The following is a 15188-nucleotide window of genomic DNA, read 5'->3' on the forward strand; positions in this document are numbered from 1 at the left end:
GGCCCACCGTCACGTCGCCGGTGAGGGTGGTCAGCTTCACGCTGGCGGCCTCGTCGAGCTTGACGACGCCCTCGGCGCCCTCGAACGTGACGTCGCCCAGGCGGCCGACGCCCCGCAGCTCGGCGCTCGCGGCCTTGGCCTCGACGCGGGAGCCGGCGGGCAGCTGCACCGTCACCTCGATGTAGCCCGAGCTGCCGAGGATCTGGTGCGGGGCGACGGACTCGACCCGCAGGACGCCGTCGGTGAACGACACGGTGGTCTGCTCGGCGACCTTGACGTCGCGGCTCTTCGAGGAGTCCGCGGGGAGGACCTCGACCGCGGTGTCCGAGCGATCGGCGGCGATGATCTGGACGCGGCCCGCGGGGATGTCGAGGACGGCGGAGATCGGGGTGGGGGTGGCGAAGGTCTGCATCGGTCTCAACTCCTGGCTCGTAGTTTCTGACATCGCAAACGCTACGTTGCGTTCGCGAAGTGGGCAACAGTGTTTCTGCAATGAAGATGCATATACGCAGTTCAGACGGCAGAAATCGTTGCAACAAGAGTGAAGCTAACGCAACAAGGCCGCGGCCTAACGTTGCAATGACAAGGAGTGAACGCTAGCCTGGCTGCACGTCGAGAGCAGGAGGTCGCGATGCCTGGAGGCAGGCTCACCCAGCAGGAGCGCCAGCAGATCGCCGTGGGCCTGGGGGACGGACTCGCGTACGCGGCGATCGCCCGGCGTCTCGACCGACCCACCTCGACGATCACCCGCGAGGTGATGCGCAACGGCGGCCCGACGGCCTACCGCGCCGACCTCGCCCACCGCGCCACCGAGCGTCGCGCCCAGCGGCGCACGCCGGCGGCTCCGCGTGCGCCGCGGCAGGGGCAAGGACGTGACGCCGACGCCGTGCGCGAGTACGAGGAGACGTTCACGACCCTGCTCATGCAGTCCGGCGTGCCCAAGATGATGGCCCGGGTGCTGACCTGCCTCTACACCTCGGACACGGGCAGCCTCACGGCCTCGGACCTCGTCGCGCGCCTCGACGTCAGCCCCGCGTCGGTCTCCAAGGCGATCACGTACCTCGAGACCCAGGGCCTCGCCCGCCGCGAGCGCGACGGAACCCGTCGCGAGCGGTACGTGGTCGACGACGACGTCTGGTACCAGTCGATGATCGCCGCGGCCCGGTCCAACGCGCTGCTCGCCGAGACGGCCCGGCAGGGGGTCGCGGTCCTCGGTCCGGGAACCCCGGCCGCCGTGCGGCTCGAGAACATCGCACGCTTCGTCGACTTCGTCGGGGAGAGCATCGCGCGCGCGGCCGAGCAGGCCCGCGAGCTCCTCTACACCAAGCCCGTGCCGATGTCGGACCCCCGGTAGACACTCGTCCGTGACGCCCGAACTGACCGGTCCGTTCGACGAGGAGAAGACATGGCCACCTTCGGTAGGTCCGACGAGCTGCAGGGTGCACTGTTCCGGGGCGTGAACCTGCGGGGCGCGCGGTTCGTCGAGTCGGACCTGTCCGGCATCGTCATGCGCGGCATCGACATCGCCGACGCGGACATCGACGCGCCGTGGATCACGGAGCCCGACGCCTCGTTCTGGATCAACGGCGTGGACGTCGCCCCGTTCGTCGAGGCGGAGCTCAACCGCCGGTTCCCGGGTCGCGACGAGAGGCGCGCCGAGACCCCCGAGGGCCTGCGTCACGCCTGGGCGGCGATCGAGGGCCAGTGGACGGCCACGCTCGACCGGGTCGCGACGACGCCCGAGGGGACCGTCGACGTGTCGGTCGGCGGCGAGTGGTCGTTCGCGCAGACGCTGCGTCACCTGGTGATGGCCACGGACATCTGGCTGGGCAAGGCGGTCCTCGAGCTCGAGCAGCCGTTCCACGCCATCGGCCAGCCGGACGCGTCGATGGACGACGAGGACACGTCGGCGTTCTCGGGGGACAAGCCTGCCTACGCCGAGGTGCTCGAGGTGCGCACCGGGCGGCAGGCGATGGTGCGCGACTTCATCGCCACGGTCACGCCCGAGGAGCTGGACGCCGAGCGCAGGAACCCGCACGCCCCCGAGTTCCCGGTGACCGTCCGGCACTGCCTGCACGTGATCCTCGAGGAGGAGTGGGAGCACCACCGGTTCGCCGTGCGTGACCTCGGCCTGATCGAGTCGCCGCGCGCGGACCCGTCCGAGGCTCGGGACGAGGCTCTGCCCGAGGGGTGAAACAGCGGCGCCGATGACCCAGCGTCAGCCAGCCGTTCAGGCGGCGGGTGCCCACGTCACACCCCCTGTTCGCCGTGGTGCAGGAGCCTCGTCGAGGTCGCTGCGGGCGGGCAGCGTCGTCGCAGAGCGGTCGACGTGCGGCCCCGGCGGTGAGATGGTCGGTTGACGGGATACGGCGGAGGGGCGCAGTGCCGGCACCACGATGGAGACACAGGGCGCGGCATCGTGCGCGCCCGATTCCCGCGAGGTGGCGCTCCCAGTCCCTCGCGGTGCTCTCATCGACGACCGTCCTGGCGGGTGTGCTGGCGGCCGTCTCGTTCGCGCCCGCCCCGTCGGTCGGGGTCGGCCGGGCCGTCGAACCCGTCACCGCGAGCCTCCCGTCCACGCAGAAGGACGTCGCGCCGGAGCCGACGAGCACGTCGTACCGCCTGGCGCTGGCCCGGCTCGACCAGCGCGTGAAGGCGGTGGAGGCCGCGACGGTCACCCTCGTCGGAACCCCGCAGGCCCCCGTCGAGCCCGCGCCGCCCGCGGAGCCGCGCCTGCCGGTCGAGACCGTCGAGGCGGTCGTGGACGCACCGGCGGTCACGGGGGCGGCGCTGACGGTCGAACAGCTCCGGCCCCGGGTGCTGGACGCGCGCCAGCAGGTCGCGGGCGGCGACCTCTCGTCTGCCGCGCGCGTGGTCAAGGGCGTCGAGACGGACGTGCTGCTGGTCGCCATCGACCTCGCGGACCAGTCGGCACAGAGCGCGGCGCTGGCCCGCCTGCTCGTCGCGACCGACCCGAACGTGGCGGCCCTCGACGCGGCGGTGGCGGCCACGCACGCGGCCGCGGACGACCGGGACGTCGTGGTCGCGGCCACGTGGGCCGCGAAGGCCCGGGACGCGGTCGCGGGCATCACGCTCGCCGCCCAGCAGGCCAGCACGAGCGCGGACGAGACCGTGAAGGCGGCGATCCTGCGGGCGGAGCAGCAGGCCCGCTCGACGGACGGCTACACCAACGGGAACATCCCGCTCGAGGTGCTCTGCCCGGTCGACTTCGCACCCGAGCACCACCTGCGGTGCGACGCGGCCGAGGCTCTGAGCCGGATGAACGCGGCCTACCGTCAGGCGTTCGGCCACGACATAGTGCTCACCGACTCCTACCGCAGTCTCGTCGACCAGGTCCTGACCAAGGCGGCGAAGGGCGGGCTCGCCGCCGCGCCCGGCACGTCGAACCACGGCTGGGGCCTGGCGATCGACCTCGGCGACGGCGTCGACAGCTATGGCTCGGCGCAGTACGCCTGGCTCAAGGTCAACGCGGCCCTCTTCGGCTGGCACCACCCCACGTACATGGACCAGGACGGCCGCGGACCTCACGAGCCGTGGCACTGGGAGTTCGGCACGACGGACGACCGCGGCGCCGGCACCTCGACACCGATCCTGCTGAACGGGCAGCCCAACGGGGCGACCCCGGTGGTCCCCGTCCAGACGCCGGTTCCGGAGCCGACCGTCGAGCCCACGCCGAGCGCCACGCCCGATCCCACGCCGGCACCGAGCCCGTCGCCGACGCCCGACCCGACGCCCACCCCGACCCCGAGCGAGTCGCCGACACCCACGGCGACGCCGACCCCGACGCCCACGCCGACGGAGTCGCCGACGCCGGACCCCACCGCGACCGAGCCCGCGGAACCGACGGCGACGCCGACCCCCTGACGTCGCGCTCCTGACGCAAACGGGTGATTTGGACGCTCGTTCAGGTCAATGCCGCTAGGCTCCGCTCTCACCATGGCCGATCTGACAGAGCCGTCCCAGGCCCGGGGGCGCACCGTGCTGCGCCGCCGCGACCTCCGCGCGTCCGCAGTCGCGGGTGCCGTCGTCCTCCTGCTCGTCGTCGCGTTCGCGCTGGTCGACCCGACGGGCCTGCTGGCACCGGTCGGCGGGCACGGGATGCCCCCGATCCGCTTCGGCGGCGTGTACCAGTGGGCGCCGCTGCTGGTCGGGCTGCCCGTCCTGCTCGTCGCGACGACCGTCCCGGTGTACGCGGCCGGCCGGACCTCCGTGACCGCCCGCCGGCTGTTCGTCGTGACGTGGGCCGCGGTGACCGGCGCGGTCGCGCTGGCCGCTGCCGCCACCGGCCTCGTCGCCGCGCTGCCGCTGGTCGGGCCGCACCTGAGCTTCGTCGCGGCGCTGAAGTTCGCCGTAGCGACGAGCGGGTTCGCCGGTCTCAAGGGGCTCGTCGTCGGACCGCTGGTCGCCCTCGCGGCGGCGCTCGCCTACGGCCGGCGTCCGTCGGGCGAGCGGGGGAGGACCGAGTCGAGCGGGTTCGCGGTCGCCGTCATGCTCGTCGTGGTCGCGCTCGCCGCGGTGGGGAGCACGACGTGGCGCGGCGGACCCGTCGGCTACGCGTTCGCCGGGCCGCTGCTCGCCCCCACGAATGCCGCGAGCGCGCTCGGCACGCTGGTCGGGATCCTGGTCTTCCTCGGCCTCTTCGCGCTGGCCGTCCGGTCGGGCGTGCGACAGCGTGCCGACGAGACCGCGCTGGCCGTCTGGCTGGCCGCGGTCGTCGCCGGTGTGGGTCTGGGCGTGCTCGGTGCCGTCGTCGCGGCGCTGACCGGCGGCCTCGAGAACGCCGGGCCGGACAGCTGGTGGATCGCGACCACGGTGATCGCGGTCGCCACCGGTATCGGGTACGGCGTCGGCGTCGGGCTGGTCGCCGCCCTCGCGACAGGCCTGACCTGGCGCTGGCGGGCGCGCGTCGTCCCCGTGCACGCGGGCTCGCGGCGGCGGGCGTGGATCGTCGTCGGGACCGCCGCGGTCCTTCTCGCCGTCCCGCTCGTGGTGCCGACGAACGCCCGGGGACCCGAGGCCGTGGCCCCGGTCGAGGCGAGTGGGGGGATGGAGCGGCTGCACCTGCTGCCCGCCCGCGAGGCGGGCGGTCTGCCGGTCATCGGCGACGTCACCGGGCGTCGGGTGATCCTGCGCGGCGTCAACGTGAACCAGCTGATCGACTACTACCTGCGCGACCCCGACGTCCCCGCGACGCAGCCGCCGACGGACGAGGACTTCGCGCAGATCGCCGCGATGGGCTTCAACGTGGTGCGCCTGGGCATGTCCTGGTCGCGGCTGGAGCCGACGAGGGGCGACTTCGACGAGGCCTACCTCGACGAGATCAAGAAGGCCGTCGCGGACGCCAAGGCGAACGGTCTGTACACCGTGCTCGACATGCACGAGGACGCCTGGGGCAACGCGCTGGCGCGCCCGGACGAGCAGTGCGACGGCGGGACCTCGCCGACGACGGGCTGGGACGGCGCCCCGGACTGGGCGACGATCACGGACGGTGCCCAGCACTGCCAGTTCATGGCCCGCGACCTCGCGCCGGCGGTCGCGACGGCGTACAGCAACTTCTACACGGACCGCGACGGCATCCAGACCGAGCTGCTCCGCACCTGGGCGACCGTGGCCGAGGCGTTCGCCGACGAGCCCGCCGTGGCCGGCTACGACCTGTTCAACGAGCCCGGCATCGGCGCGATCCCGCCGGTCACCTCGGGCCTGCTGCTCGGGCGGTACTACGACGCGGCGATCACGGCGATCCGCGAGGCGGAGACCGGTGGCTTCACGCACCTGGCGTTCTTCGAGCCGAGCGTGCTGTGGTCCGGGCTCGGCTTCGACGTGACGCCGCCGCCCGGCTTCACGTCGGACACCCAGCTCGTGTTCGCGCCGCACCCCTACAGCGAGTCGATCACGCTCGACCAGAGCCTCGGGCTGACGATCGCGTCGATCGAGCGGAACCTGGCCATGTCGGCGGATGCCGCGAAGTCGTACGGCGCGGCGCTCTGGCTCGGCGAGTGGGGTTGGTTCGGCGACCCGGACGTCGACGGCGCGAAGGTGCAGCGGTTCGTCGCCGCGCAGGACCGGCTCGGCGTCGGCGGCGCGTTCTGGGTCTGGCGGCAGGGCTGCGGCTCGCCGGAGACCGGCGACAACGCAGAGAGCTCGGGCAACCTCGTCTCGGTCGACTGCGCCACCGGCGCCCTGACCCCGCCGCCGGCAGGCTTCGCCGAGCCGCTGAGCCGGGCCTACCCGCGCGCCTTCCCGGGGCGGCTGGACTCGCTGGTCTCCGGCGGTGCGGACCTCGAGTTCTCCGCGACGGTCGACGATCCCGCCATCAACTGCGAGCTCGACATCTGGGTGCCGGGCGAGAACGAGCCCGTGCTGAGCACCACCGGCGTCACCGGCGCGGAGGCGGTCGAGGTGCCCGGTGGCTGGCAGGTCACCGGCTGCGCCGAGGGGAGCTACACCGTCACGGTAGAACGGGCCTGACGGACGCCGACGAGAGACGATGACGGTCTGTCCTCGGAGCAAAGGAGCTTGCGATGCGCACGGTCGTCGTCACGGGAGCTGCGTCCGGGATCGGCGGGGCCACCAAGGCCCTGCTCGAGTCCCGCGGGGACCGCGTGATCGGGGTGGACGTCCACGACAGCGACGTCGTCGCGGACCTCTCGACGACGGCCGGGCGGTCCGACCTCGTCGAACGGGTCCGCGAGCTGAGCGGCGGCGACGTCGACGCGATCGCGGCCATCGCGGGCGTCGCGGGCCAGACCGCGCAGGACGTCGCGGTCAACTACTTCGGTGCGATCGCCACGCTCGAGGGCCTGCGCCCGCTGCTCATGGGCTCGTCGGCGCCGCGGGCCGTCGTCACCGCGTCGATGTCGAGCCTGCTGCCGCACGACGACGAGCTGGTCGACCTCTGCCTCGCGCACGACGAGGCGGGCGCCCGGGGACGCGCCGACAAGCTCGTCGAGTCGGGGCACCCCGGCAGGATCTACAGCAGCTCGAAGCGCGCCCTGGCCCGTTGGCTGCGCCGCACCGCGGCCACGGACGACTGGGCCGGCGCCGGGATCCCGCTCAACGCGATCGCGCCCGGGATCGTGAACACGCCGCTCATGGCCCCGATGCTCGCCACGGCCGAGCAGCGTGCGGGCATCGCCGCCCAGGTGCCCATGCCCCTGCACGGCTTCATGGAGCCGTCCGCACCCGCCGCCCTGCTCGCCTGGCTGGTCAGCGAGGAGAACACGCACCTGTGCGGCCAGGTCATCTTCATCGACGGCGGCTCGGACGTGACGATCCGCGGCGACTCGACCTGGTGAGCTCCGCCGGTCACGTCCTCGTCGCCACCCAGAGCTCCTCGGCCGGCCACCGGCGTGCCCAGTCCGCCGACACGATCTCGTAGAACGCGTGGTCCGCGCCCTGCGGCGGCGCATAGATCTCGTGCATGGCCTCGACGACGAACCCCGCGGCGCGCAGCAGGCGGATCCAATCGCCGTGCGACGGGTGGAACTCGACCCCGCCGCCGGGCCACGCCACCTCGTAGGCCTCGCGCTGGCCCCGCAGCAGGTGGTCGGTGGCCAACCCCTCCTCGGCGGGCACGCAGAGCGCCGACAGGTTGCTGTTGGTGAGGAACACCAGCCGCCCGCCGGGGCGTAGCAGGCGGGCCGCCTCGGGCAGCCAGCGCTCGGGGTCGCACCACGCGGCCGACCCGTGCTCGCTCACGACGAGGTCGGCGCACGCGTCGGCCAGGGGGACCTGCTGCGCGTCACCCTGGACCAGCGCGAACGTCGGGCCGTGCTGCCGCTGGAGCCGTGCGGCGGTCGCGAGCTGCTCGAACGACAGGTCGACGGCGACCGGCCGGGCGCCGGCCCGCGCGAGCCAGGCCGAGAAGTAGGCCGTCCCGCTCGCCAGCTCCACGACGTCGAGACCGCGGAGGTCCCCGAGAACGCCGAGGGTGCGCTCGGGGACCGCGAACAGCCCCCAGACCACCTCGGTCCGCGCCCACAGCTCGTCGGCGGCAGCGTCGGTGAAGCGCTCGTTCATGATCGACCACAGCGCCCTGTTCAGCGCTGTCTCGGAGGCTCTCCCGTCGGACATGTGCCGACTCTAGGGGGCCCGATCAGTCGTCCAGGCTGCCCATGGTGAGGTTGACGGTGGTCCCCGTCATCCCGCTCGCCCGGTCCGACGCCATGAAGACCGCGACGTCGGCCACCTCCCGCAGCGTCATCACGCGCTTCGGGTGGGTCGTGCTGGCGAGGTACGCCTGGAACTGCTCCCACGTGAACCCGGCGCCCTTGAGCTCCCAGACGTCCCGCATCGACTCGCTCTCGGGGATGCCGTGCGGCCGCACGCCGACCACGCGCAGCCCGCGCGGCGCGAGCTCGGCGGACAAGCTCCGCGTGAGCGCCTCCTTGGCGGCGTGCGCCGGGCCGTACCCGCCGACGAGCACGCTGCCGGCCCGCGACGGGAGCGCCGTGACGGTCATGATCACGCCCGACCCGTTCGGCACCATCCGCCGGGCCGCCTGCTGCGCGGTCAGGAAGTACGACCGGGCGTAGCCGACGACGGGCGCCAGGAAGCTCTCGGAGTCGAGGTCGATCAGCGGTGTGCCGACGATGCCGTGGTCGTCCATGCCGACCGCGTTGAACGACACGTCGACGCGCCCCTCCGCGGCGACCACCCGGTCCAGGTGGTCCGCGATCGCGAGCTCGTCGAAGGCGTCGACCGCCGCGACGTCGGCGCCCCCCGGCAGGGACCGTGCGACCTCGTCGACGGGCCCCCCCTTGCGGCCCGTGAGGTACAGCCGAGCACCCTCGGCGGCCGCGGCACGCGCGATGGCACCGCCGATCGCCCCGCCGGCGCCGTAGATCACCATGACCTTGTCCTCGAGCAGCATCTCGTGTCCTCCTTCGTCGGGGCCGCTGTGGGTGCGGCCGTCGAGGATGTAGAGGTCGCGTCGTCGGGAAACTGGTCCGTGCCGGACCGCCCAGTTCGGGGTGCGGTCGGCGTCGATAGATCGACGACGACGAGAGGAGGCGGCGTGGAGACGGATCTCCTGACCCGCGCGCGGGCGGGCGACGGCGAGGCGTTCCGCGAGCTGACCGACCCGCACCGCACGGAGCTGCAGGTGCACTGCTACCGGATGCTCGGGTCGTTCCAGGACGCCGAGGACGCGCTGCAGGACACGCTGCTGGACGCGTGGCAAGGGCTCGCGGGGTTCGAGGGGCGGGCCTCGCTGCGCACCTGGCTCTACCGGATCGCGACCAACCGGTGCCTCAGCGCACGTCGCTCGGCGGGGCGGCGTCCGCCCGTCGACTGGAACGTCCCGGGCGTCGACCCGCCCGAGCCGACCCGGCTGGGCGAGGTGGTCTGGCTCCAGCCGTACCCGGACGAGATGCTCGACCCGCAGACCCGGTACGAGCGGACCGAGTCGATCTCGCTTGCGTTCGTTACCGCCCTGCAGGTGCTGCCGCCGCGGCAGGTCGCCGTCGTGGTCCTGCGCGACGTGCTCGGTTTCCCCGCGTCCGAGGTGGCCGACATGCTCGACACGACCGTCTCCTCGGTGACCAGCGCGCTCAAGCGTGCGCGCTCCCGTCTGCCGGTCCTCTCGGCCTCGACGGCGCCCGTCGACGACGGGTTGGTGAAGCAGTTCGTCGCCGCCTACGAGGCCGCCGACCTCGACGCGGTCGTCGCGCTCCTGACCGACGACGTCTTCGTCTCCATGCCGCCGATGCCGTTCGAGTACCTCGGCCGCTCGTCGGCCGCCTCGTTCTGCGCGCGCATCTTCGGGGCGGGTCGACGCTTCGACCTGGTGCCCACGCGAGCCAACGGTCAGCCCGCTTTCGGCACGTACATGCGTGGGGTCGACGGCGTCCGCCACGGCGTCGGGCTGATCGTGCTGGAGGTCCGCGGCGACCGGATCAGCGCGATGACCCGGTTCGAGAGCACGGTCCTGCCGTGGTTCGGGCTGCCGCGGACGCTGCCTGCGCGGGGCGTCGGACCCTCAGCGCGCTGAGCCGTCGGCCCGGCCGAGCGCCTGACGGCCGCGGTGGACGTTCTCGATGTGACGAGCCGTCAGGCCGTCAGGTGGCCGAACGCCACGATGTTGTCGACGTAGTGACCGGTGGCGTGGTCGAACGCGCCGCCGCAGGTGATCAGCCGGATCTCGGCGCGGTCGGTCGAGTTGCCGTAGACGAGCGACGTCGGGAAGTCGGCCTTGGCGTAGCTGGCGACGGTGTCGATGGTGAACCGCGCGACCGTGCCGTCGGCCCGGGTGACGTCCACCTCGGCGCCGGGGGTGAGCTCGCCCAGCCGGTAGAAGATCGCCGGCCCGCTCGGACCGTCGACGTGGCCCGCGATGACGGCGGGTCCGAGCTGGCCGGGGTCGGGGCCGCCTGTGTACCAGCCGGGCTGGGCGTAGTCGCTGGGCGGCGGCAGGACGCCGTCGGAGCCGACGCTCAGGGGCGCGAGCGTCGTCGCGTGGACGTCGATGCTGGGGATGTCGAGCGCGACGGGCTCGGACGCGGGCAGGACGGGCCCGAGGTCGGTGACCGGGAGGTCGGCTGTCGTCGTCCGAGAAGGTGCCGGTGTCGGCGTGGCGACGACCGCCGCCGCCGGCGGCTGCGGCGGACCGGGCTGGCCGTGCAGCCCGACGACGAGGGCGAGCACGCCCGCGACGGCCAGCACGGCGGCCGCCGCGGCGAGGATGCCGCGACGGCCGACGAACGTGCTGGCGGACATCAGACCTTGGCGCGCGCGCGACGAGCGGCGAACGCCCCGGTGCCGGCGGCGACCAGCAGCAGGCCGGCGCCGGTGTAGAGGTAGGCGACGCTGTTGTCGCCGCCGGACGCACCGCCGGCCCCCGTCGCCATCGAGCCGATCGGCGCGGCGGTCAGCACGCCGCAGAGGGCCGGGTCGGTGGCCTCGGTGGGCAGCGTGGCGTCGAGGTCGGACTTCGTGGCGCCGTCGTACGTGCCGTCGTGGTTGTGGTCGACGCCGTGGATGACGACCGCGGACTTGCCGTCGACGATCGCCTGGGCGACCTCCGGCGAGACGGTGATGCTGCCGCGCTGGTAGGCGATCTTGCCGCCCGGCGCGGTGTCGAACCGGTCGACGGCCAGGCCGCTCGCGGGGCTCGTGTCTCCGGTCTTTGTCAGGGAGACGACGATGTCGCCGTACGCCGGCCCGCCCTCGCTGGTGTTGAGCGTCCCGTCCTTGCTCGCGTCGTCGCTGGCGGCCGGGCACTCGTGGCGTGCCTCGGCGCCGAAGTGGATGTGCGCGGCGTGCGGTGCGTCGGGCAGCAGCCCGTTGGCGGCCATCGTCACGGTGATCGTCGTGCCGGTGACCTTCACCATCGCGGTCCCGCTCCCGGTGACCCCGTTCAGCGCGACCGGCGTGAGGTTGGCGTTCACGTCGCCGTCCGCCGCGAACGCCGTGGAGGTGCACAGGGGGATGAGCACCGCGGCGCCGAACGCGGCGGTGGCGAGCTTGAAGCTCGTGCGCATGATGTCTCCGAACCGGGCTCGTCGCGAACCCCTTGTCTCGTGTGCTTCGTGTCGGGGCTGGTTCGGGGCGGAGTCGATGCCGGATTGGTCCGGATCTGGGGACGACGTGACCGCGGTGTCCCCGGCGGCTGGCAGGGTGGGCGCGTGACGTCCTCCACGTACGACGATGCCCTGACGGTCCTGCGGCGCCTCGTCGGCAGTCCCGCTGCGGTGTTCCACGACGGGCAGTACGAGGCGATCGAGCAGCTCGTCGACGAGCACCGTCGGGCGCTCGTCGTGCAGCGGACGGGCTGGGGCAAGTCGGCGGTGTACTTCGTCGCGACGATGTTGCTGCGCGCGCGGGGCGCGGGTCCGACCGTGCTCGTCTCGCCGCTGCTGGCCCTGATGCGGGACCAGGTCGCGGCCGCCGAGCGGGCGGGTGTCCGGGCGGTCGCCATCAACTCGACCAACGCGCACGAGTGGTCGTCGTTGTTGGAGTCCCTGGCTGCCGACGAGGTCGACGTGCTGCTCGTCTCGCCCGAGCGGCTCAACAACCCGTCGTTCCGCGAGACCCAGCTGCCCGCGCTCGTCGAGCGGCTCGGGATGCTGGTGGTCGACGAGGCGCACTGCATCAGCGACTGGGGCCACGACTTCCGCCCGGACTACCGCCGCCTGCGCGACCTGATCGCCGCCATCCCGCCGGACGTCCCGGTCCTGGCGACCACGGCCACGGCGAACGCGCGGGTCGTCGCCGACGTCGCCGAGCAGCTCGGGGGATCGTCGGTCCTGACCATCCGCGGACCGCTCGCGCGCTCGTCCCTGCGGCTCGGCGTCCTGCGCCTGCCCGACGCCAAGACCCGCCTCGGCTGGCTGCTCAGCCACCTGGCCGACCTGCCCGGCTCGGGGATCATCTACACGCTCACCGTGTCGGCAGCCGAGGACACCGCGCGCCTGCTGCGCGAGGCGGGGCACGCCGTCCGCGCCTACACGGGTCAGACGGATCCCGCGGAACGCGAGTCGTTGGAGGCTGCGCTCCAGGCCAACGAAGTCAAGGCCCTGGTAGCCACGAGTGCGCTCGGCATGGGCTTCGACAAGCCCGACCTCGGGTTCGTCCTGCACCTCGGCGCGCCCTCGTCGCCCGTCGCCTACTACCAGCAGGTCGGCCGCGCCGGCCGCGCCACCGCCTCAGCGGACGTGCTGCTGCTCCCCGGGCCCGAGGACCGCGACATCTGGCAGTACTTCGCGACCGCGTCGATGCCGTCGGAGGACCGGGCGTCACGAGTCCTGCGCGAGCTCGCCGACGGGTCGGTCCTGTCGACGCCCGCGCTGGAGGCGCTGGTCAACGTCCGTCGCACCCAGCTGGAGCTCCTGCTCAAGGTGCTCGACGTGGACGGCGCGGTGCGTCGCGTTCGCGGCGGCTGGGAGTCGACGGGCCGGCCGTGGACCTACGACGCGGAGCGCTACGAGCGGATCGCGGCCGCCCGCACCGCCGAGCAGGACCACATGGTCGAGTACGAGCGGACGACCGGCTGTCGCATGGAGTTCCTGCAGCGGTCCCTCGACGACGACACCGCCGTCCCGTGCGGCCGGTGCGACTCGTGCGCGGGCGCCTGGTACCCCGTGGACATCGTCTCGTCCGCCTCGGACTCCGCGGCGCGCGCCATCGACCGCGTCGGCGTCCCCATCGAGCCGCGCGCCCAGTGGCCGGTGGGCGTCGCCGACCGCCTCGGTGTCCGCGGCAACATCCCGGTGGGCGAGCGCGCGTCCGAGGGCCGAGCACTCGCCCGCCTGACCGACCTGGGCTGGGGCAACACGCTCCGGTCGGTGTTCGCGGCCGGTGCTCCCGATGCATCGGTCACCTCGGCCATGCTCGCCGGCTGCGTCCGCGTGCTTGCGCAGTGGGACTGGGAGGAGCGCCCGGCGTCCGTCGTCGCGATGCCGTCCCGCCGCCGACCCCTGCTCGTCGACTCCCTCGCCCGAGGCCTCGCCGAGATCGGCCGCCTGCCCTACGCCGGCGCGCTGTCCCTCGTGGACGGCGGCCCCACCGGCGACCCGGGCGGCAGCAGCGCGTTCCGCCTGGCCGCCGTCTGGCAACGGTTCGACGCCTCGGGCCTCGCGCTGCCGCCCGGCCCGGTGCTGCTCGTCGACGACCTCGTCGACAGCCGCTGGACGATCACGGTCGCCGCCCGCGAGCTGCGCCTGGCGGGTGCACCGGCGGTCCTCCCGTTCGCCCTCGCCCTTCGCGGCTGACGCGAACGGTCGACCGATCTCAGAACCGCGCCGGACCGTATCGATCCGACCGGCGCGGGGTCGACGACTTTCGTCGGCGCTACTCGACGACCTTGACGTCCTTCCAGAAGGCGACGTAGCCGGTGAAGTCCTGGCCGACGCGGTCGAAGGCGCTCGGGTACGGGTTGGGGTAGCGCCACGCGCGGTCCTGGAGCGCCGCGTTGTCGACCGTCACCGTCAGGTACTCGCACGCGCCCTTCCACGGGCAGGTGTACGGGGTCGGGCTGGTCGAGACGTACTCCTCGTTGACGCTCGACGGCGGGAAGTACCAGTTGCCCTCGATCTTGATCAGGTCTTCCACGGGTGCCTCGGCGATGACCGTCTCGCCCACGACTGCCTTCATGCGTCTCCCCATCGGATGCGGGTGCCGAGCGTCGGCACCGGAAGCCATGAGAAGCCCCGCCCGGGCAGGCCGCAAACGCACGCCACCTGTCGAGACCGACCTTTCGCCGCGAGATCGGTGGTTCGCACCGCCGGTCTCGCGCCGAAGGGTCGATCTCGTCGGGACCGTTCTCGACGAGCGAGAGACCCCGGCTCGGCGCAGGTAGGCCGTCAACGTCGGACGCGGCTCAACACGGCTGCCTGGCGTGCCGATGCGACTCGGGTGACTGTTGTGAGAAGGCTGATCAGGTGCTGAACGACCTCTCCGACCTCTGGGCCTTCCTGCTCGTCGTCGCCGCGATCGTTCTCGTGGCCGGATTCCAGAACCGACGTCGGATCAGGCGGGAGCTGGACACGCTCTTCCCGGACGACCCCGAGTACGTACGCAGGTCGCTCGCGAGGATGCCCTTCATCCAGGTCCAGCGCAGGACGCCCGAGGACATGTTCGCCAGAACGCACCAGGTCGTCGTGCCACCGCTCGGCGACGGCAGGCCGGGCGAGTCGTTCTGGGCCTCCGGCAAAGGCGGACCCCAAGCTGCCGAGGACACGCCCAACGGCATGCGCCACGACACGCACGTCGTGCTCGCCGAGGGCGTTCACCTCCTGGTCGTGTCGCTCGGACACGTCGGACGGGACCACCACGGGATGGCCCTGCTGCCTGCCGCCGGTCGCGCGGCCGAGGCGCAGGCAGACTGCGACAGGGACCGCCTCGTGCGGCCCGTGGAGCGTGTCGACAGCGCGGGCGGCGTCGGCTGGCGCTGGACGTCCCGGCCACGTCAGGGCGACAAACTGCTCACCGACACCCACATCGACCACGACGGCTGGGCGTTCATCGTCGGCGTCGTATCCCTGGGACGCACGCACGACCGAGCCGTCGAGGCCGTCGACGCGGTGCTGGCGAGCTGGGAGTGGATCCCCGTCGGCCCCGCCACCCCGCGCCCCTGATCGGCGACCTCACGGCCGCGCTGCTTTCTGACAGCCAGCCGTTCATGGGGAGCCGTGTGCCGGGCGGGCGCGAGGACGGCACCCGAGGACGAC

13 protein-coding genes and 1 pseudogene are annotated in these 15188 nt (G+C 73.0%); 8 read left to right on the top strand and 6 right to left on the bottom strand.

The features are described 5' to 3' along the window. A pseudogene (locus AC1DUE_RS12725) lies at positions 1–412 on the bottom strand (DUF4097 family beta strand repeat-containing protein); the annotation flags it as partial. A gap of 219 nt (positions 413–631) precedes the next feature. On the opposite strand from AC1DUE_RS12725, the gene AC1DUE_RS12730 reads away from it, so the two are divergent. From AC1DUE_RS12730 to AC1DUE_RS12750, 5 genes are all read left to right on the top strand, one after another. Then, positions 632–1354, top strand: coding sequence for a GbsR/MarR family transcriptional regulator (locus tag AC1DUE_RS12730; RefSeq protein WP_477039796.1), 723 nt, complete (start codon positions 632–634; stop codon positions 1352–1354). A 51-nt stretch (positions 1355–1405) separates the two neighbouring features. Then, on the top strand, positions 1406–2194 hold the full coding sequence (locus tag AC1DUE_RS12735) for a DinB family protein (RefSeq protein ID WP_477039797.1): 789 nt from the start codon (positions 1406–1408) through the stop codon (positions 2192–2194). A 269-nt stretch (positions 2195–2463) separates the two neighbouring features. Continuing rightward, positions 2464–3885 carry a M15 family metallopeptidase gene (locus AC1DUE_RS12740; RefSeq protein ID WP_477039798.1) on the top strand — a complete coding sequence of 474 codons (1422 nt, stop codon included), beginning with the start codon at positions 2464–2466 and terminating at the stop codon, positions 3883–3885. 72 nt (positions 3886–3957) lie between these two features. After that, positions 3958–6489 (top strand): glycoside hydrolase family 5 protein, encoded by a 2532-nt coding sequence (locus AC1DUE_RS12745; protein WP_477039799.1) that lies wholly within the window; start codon positions 3958–3960, stop codon positions 6487–6489. 53 nt (positions 6490–6542) lie between these two features. Further along, the gene (locus AC1DUE_RS12750) at positions 6543–7316 is read left to right on the top strand and encodes an SDR family oxidoreductase (protein WP_477039800.1); all 774 of its coding nucleotides are present in this window, start codon (positions 6543–6545) and stop codon (positions 7314–7316) included. 10 nt (positions 7317–7326) lie between these two features. Here AC1DUE_RS12750 and AC1DUE_RS12755 read toward each other — a convergent pair whose 3' ends face one another. Both AC1DUE_RS12755 and AC1DUE_RS12760 read right to left on the bottom strand, forming a co-directional pair. Further along, on the bottom strand, positions 7327–8094 hold the full coding sequence (locus AC1DUE_RS12755; protein ID WP_477039801.1) for a class I SAM-dependent methyltransferase: 768 nt from the start codon (positions 8092–8094) through the stop codon (positions 7327–7329). Between the two features lie 22 nt (positions 8095–8116). Further along, the gene (locus tag AC1DUE_RS12760; protein WP_477039802.1) at positions 8117–8893 is read right to left on the bottom strand and encodes an SDR family NAD(P)-dependent oxidoreductase; all 777 of its coding nucleotides are present in this window, start codon (positions 8891–8893) and stop codon (positions 8117–8119) included. Positions 8894–9037: 144 nt separating this feature from the next. On the opposite strand from AC1DUE_RS12760, the gene AC1DUE_RS12765 reads away from it, so the two are divergent. After that, positions 9038–10012, top strand: coding sequence for a sigma-70 family RNA polymerase sigma factor (locus AC1DUE_RS12765; RefSeq protein WP_477039803.1), 975 nt, complete (start codon positions 9038–9040; stop codon positions 10010–10012). Positions 10013–10071: 59 nt separating this feature from the next. Here the strand turns inward: AC1DUE_RS12765 and AC1DUE_RS12770 are convergent, their stop codons facing one another. Further along, positions 10072–10737 (bottom strand): class F sortase, encoded by a 666-nt coding sequence (locus AC1DUE_RS12770; RefSeq protein ID WP_477039804.1) that lies wholly within the window; start codon positions 10735–10737, stop codon positions 10072–10074. After that, positions 10737–11501: a hypothetical protein gene (locus tag AC1DUE_RS12775; RefSeq protein WP_477039805.1), complete on the bottom strand. Its 765-nt coding sequence runs from the start codon at positions 11499–11501 to the stop codon at positions 10737–10739. Before AC1DUE_RS12775 ends, AC1DUE_RS12770 begins: the two co-directional genes overlap by 1 nt. Positions 11502–11645: 144 nt before the next feature. Between AC1DUE_RS12775 and AC1DUE_RS12780 the strand changes: the two genes are divergently transcribed. Further along, on the top strand, positions 11646–13730 hold the full coding sequence (locus AC1DUE_RS12780; RefSeq protein ID WP_477039806.1) for a RecQ family ATP-dependent DNA helicase: 2085 nt from the start codon (positions 11646–11648) through the stop codon (positions 13728–13730). Positions 13731–13809: 79 nt separating this feature from the next. Here the strand turns inward: AC1DUE_RS12780 and AC1DUE_RS12785 are convergent, their stop codons facing one another. After that, complete coding sequence (locus AC1DUE_RS12785) at positions 13810–14112, bottom strand: DUF427 domain-containing protein (protein ID WP_477039807.1); 303 nt, start codon at positions 14110–14112, stop codon at positions 13810–13812. 287 nt (positions 14113–14399) lie between these two features. On the opposite strand from AC1DUE_RS12785, the gene AC1DUE_RS12790 reads away from it, so the two are divergent. Continuing rightward, the gene (locus AC1DUE_RS12790; RefSeq protein ID WP_477039808.1) at positions 14400–15095 is read left to right on the top strand and encodes a hypothetical protein; all 696 of its coding nucleotides are present in this window, start codon (positions 14400–14402) and stop codon (positions 15093–15095) included. Positions 15096–15188 lie beyond the last annotated feature (93 nt).

It is taken from the genome of Cellulomonas sp. P4_A2, assembly GCF_056402515.1.

Bases quoted from the DNA above. Each gene is read 5' to 3' on its own strand.
- AC1DUE_RS12785 (WP_477039807.1), bottom strand. From the start codon at position 14,112: ATGAAGGCAGTCGTGGGCGAGACGGTCATCGCCGAGGCACCCGTGGAA.
- AC1DUE_RS12735 (WP_477039797.1), top strand. From the start codon at position 1,406: ATGGCCACCTTCGGTAGGTCCGACGAGCTGCAGGGTGCACTGTTCCGG.
- AC1DUE_RS12750 (WP_477039800.1), top strand. From the start codon at position 6,543: ATGCGCACGGTCGTCGTCACGGGAGCTGCGTCCGGGATCGGCGGGGCC.
- AC1DUE_RS12775 (WP_477039805.1), bottom strand. From the start codon at position 11,501: ATGCGCACGAGCTTCAAGCTCGCCACCGCCGCGTTCGGCGCCGCGGTG.
- AC1DUE_RS12745 (WP_477039799.1), top strand. From the start codon at position 3,958: ATGGCCGATCTGACAGAGCCGTCCCAGGCCCGGGGGCGCACCGTGCTG.
- AC1DUE_RS12770 (WP_477039804.1), bottom strand. From the start codon at position 10,737: ATGTCCGCCAGCACGTTCGTCGGCCGTCGCGGCATCCTCGCCGCGGCG.
- AC1DUE_RS12760 (WP_477039802.1), bottom strand. From the start codon at position 8,893: ATGCTGCTCGAGGACAAGGTCATGGTGATCTACGGCGCCGGCGGGGCG.
- AC1DUE_RS12730 (WP_477039796.1), top strand. From the start codon at position 632: ATGCCTGGAGGCAGGCTCACCCAGCAGGAGCGCCAGCAGATCGCCGTG.
- AC1DUE_RS12755 (WP_477039801.1), bottom strand. From the start codon at position 8,094: ATGTCCGACGGGAGAGCCTCCGAGACAGCGCTGAACAGGGCGCTGTGG.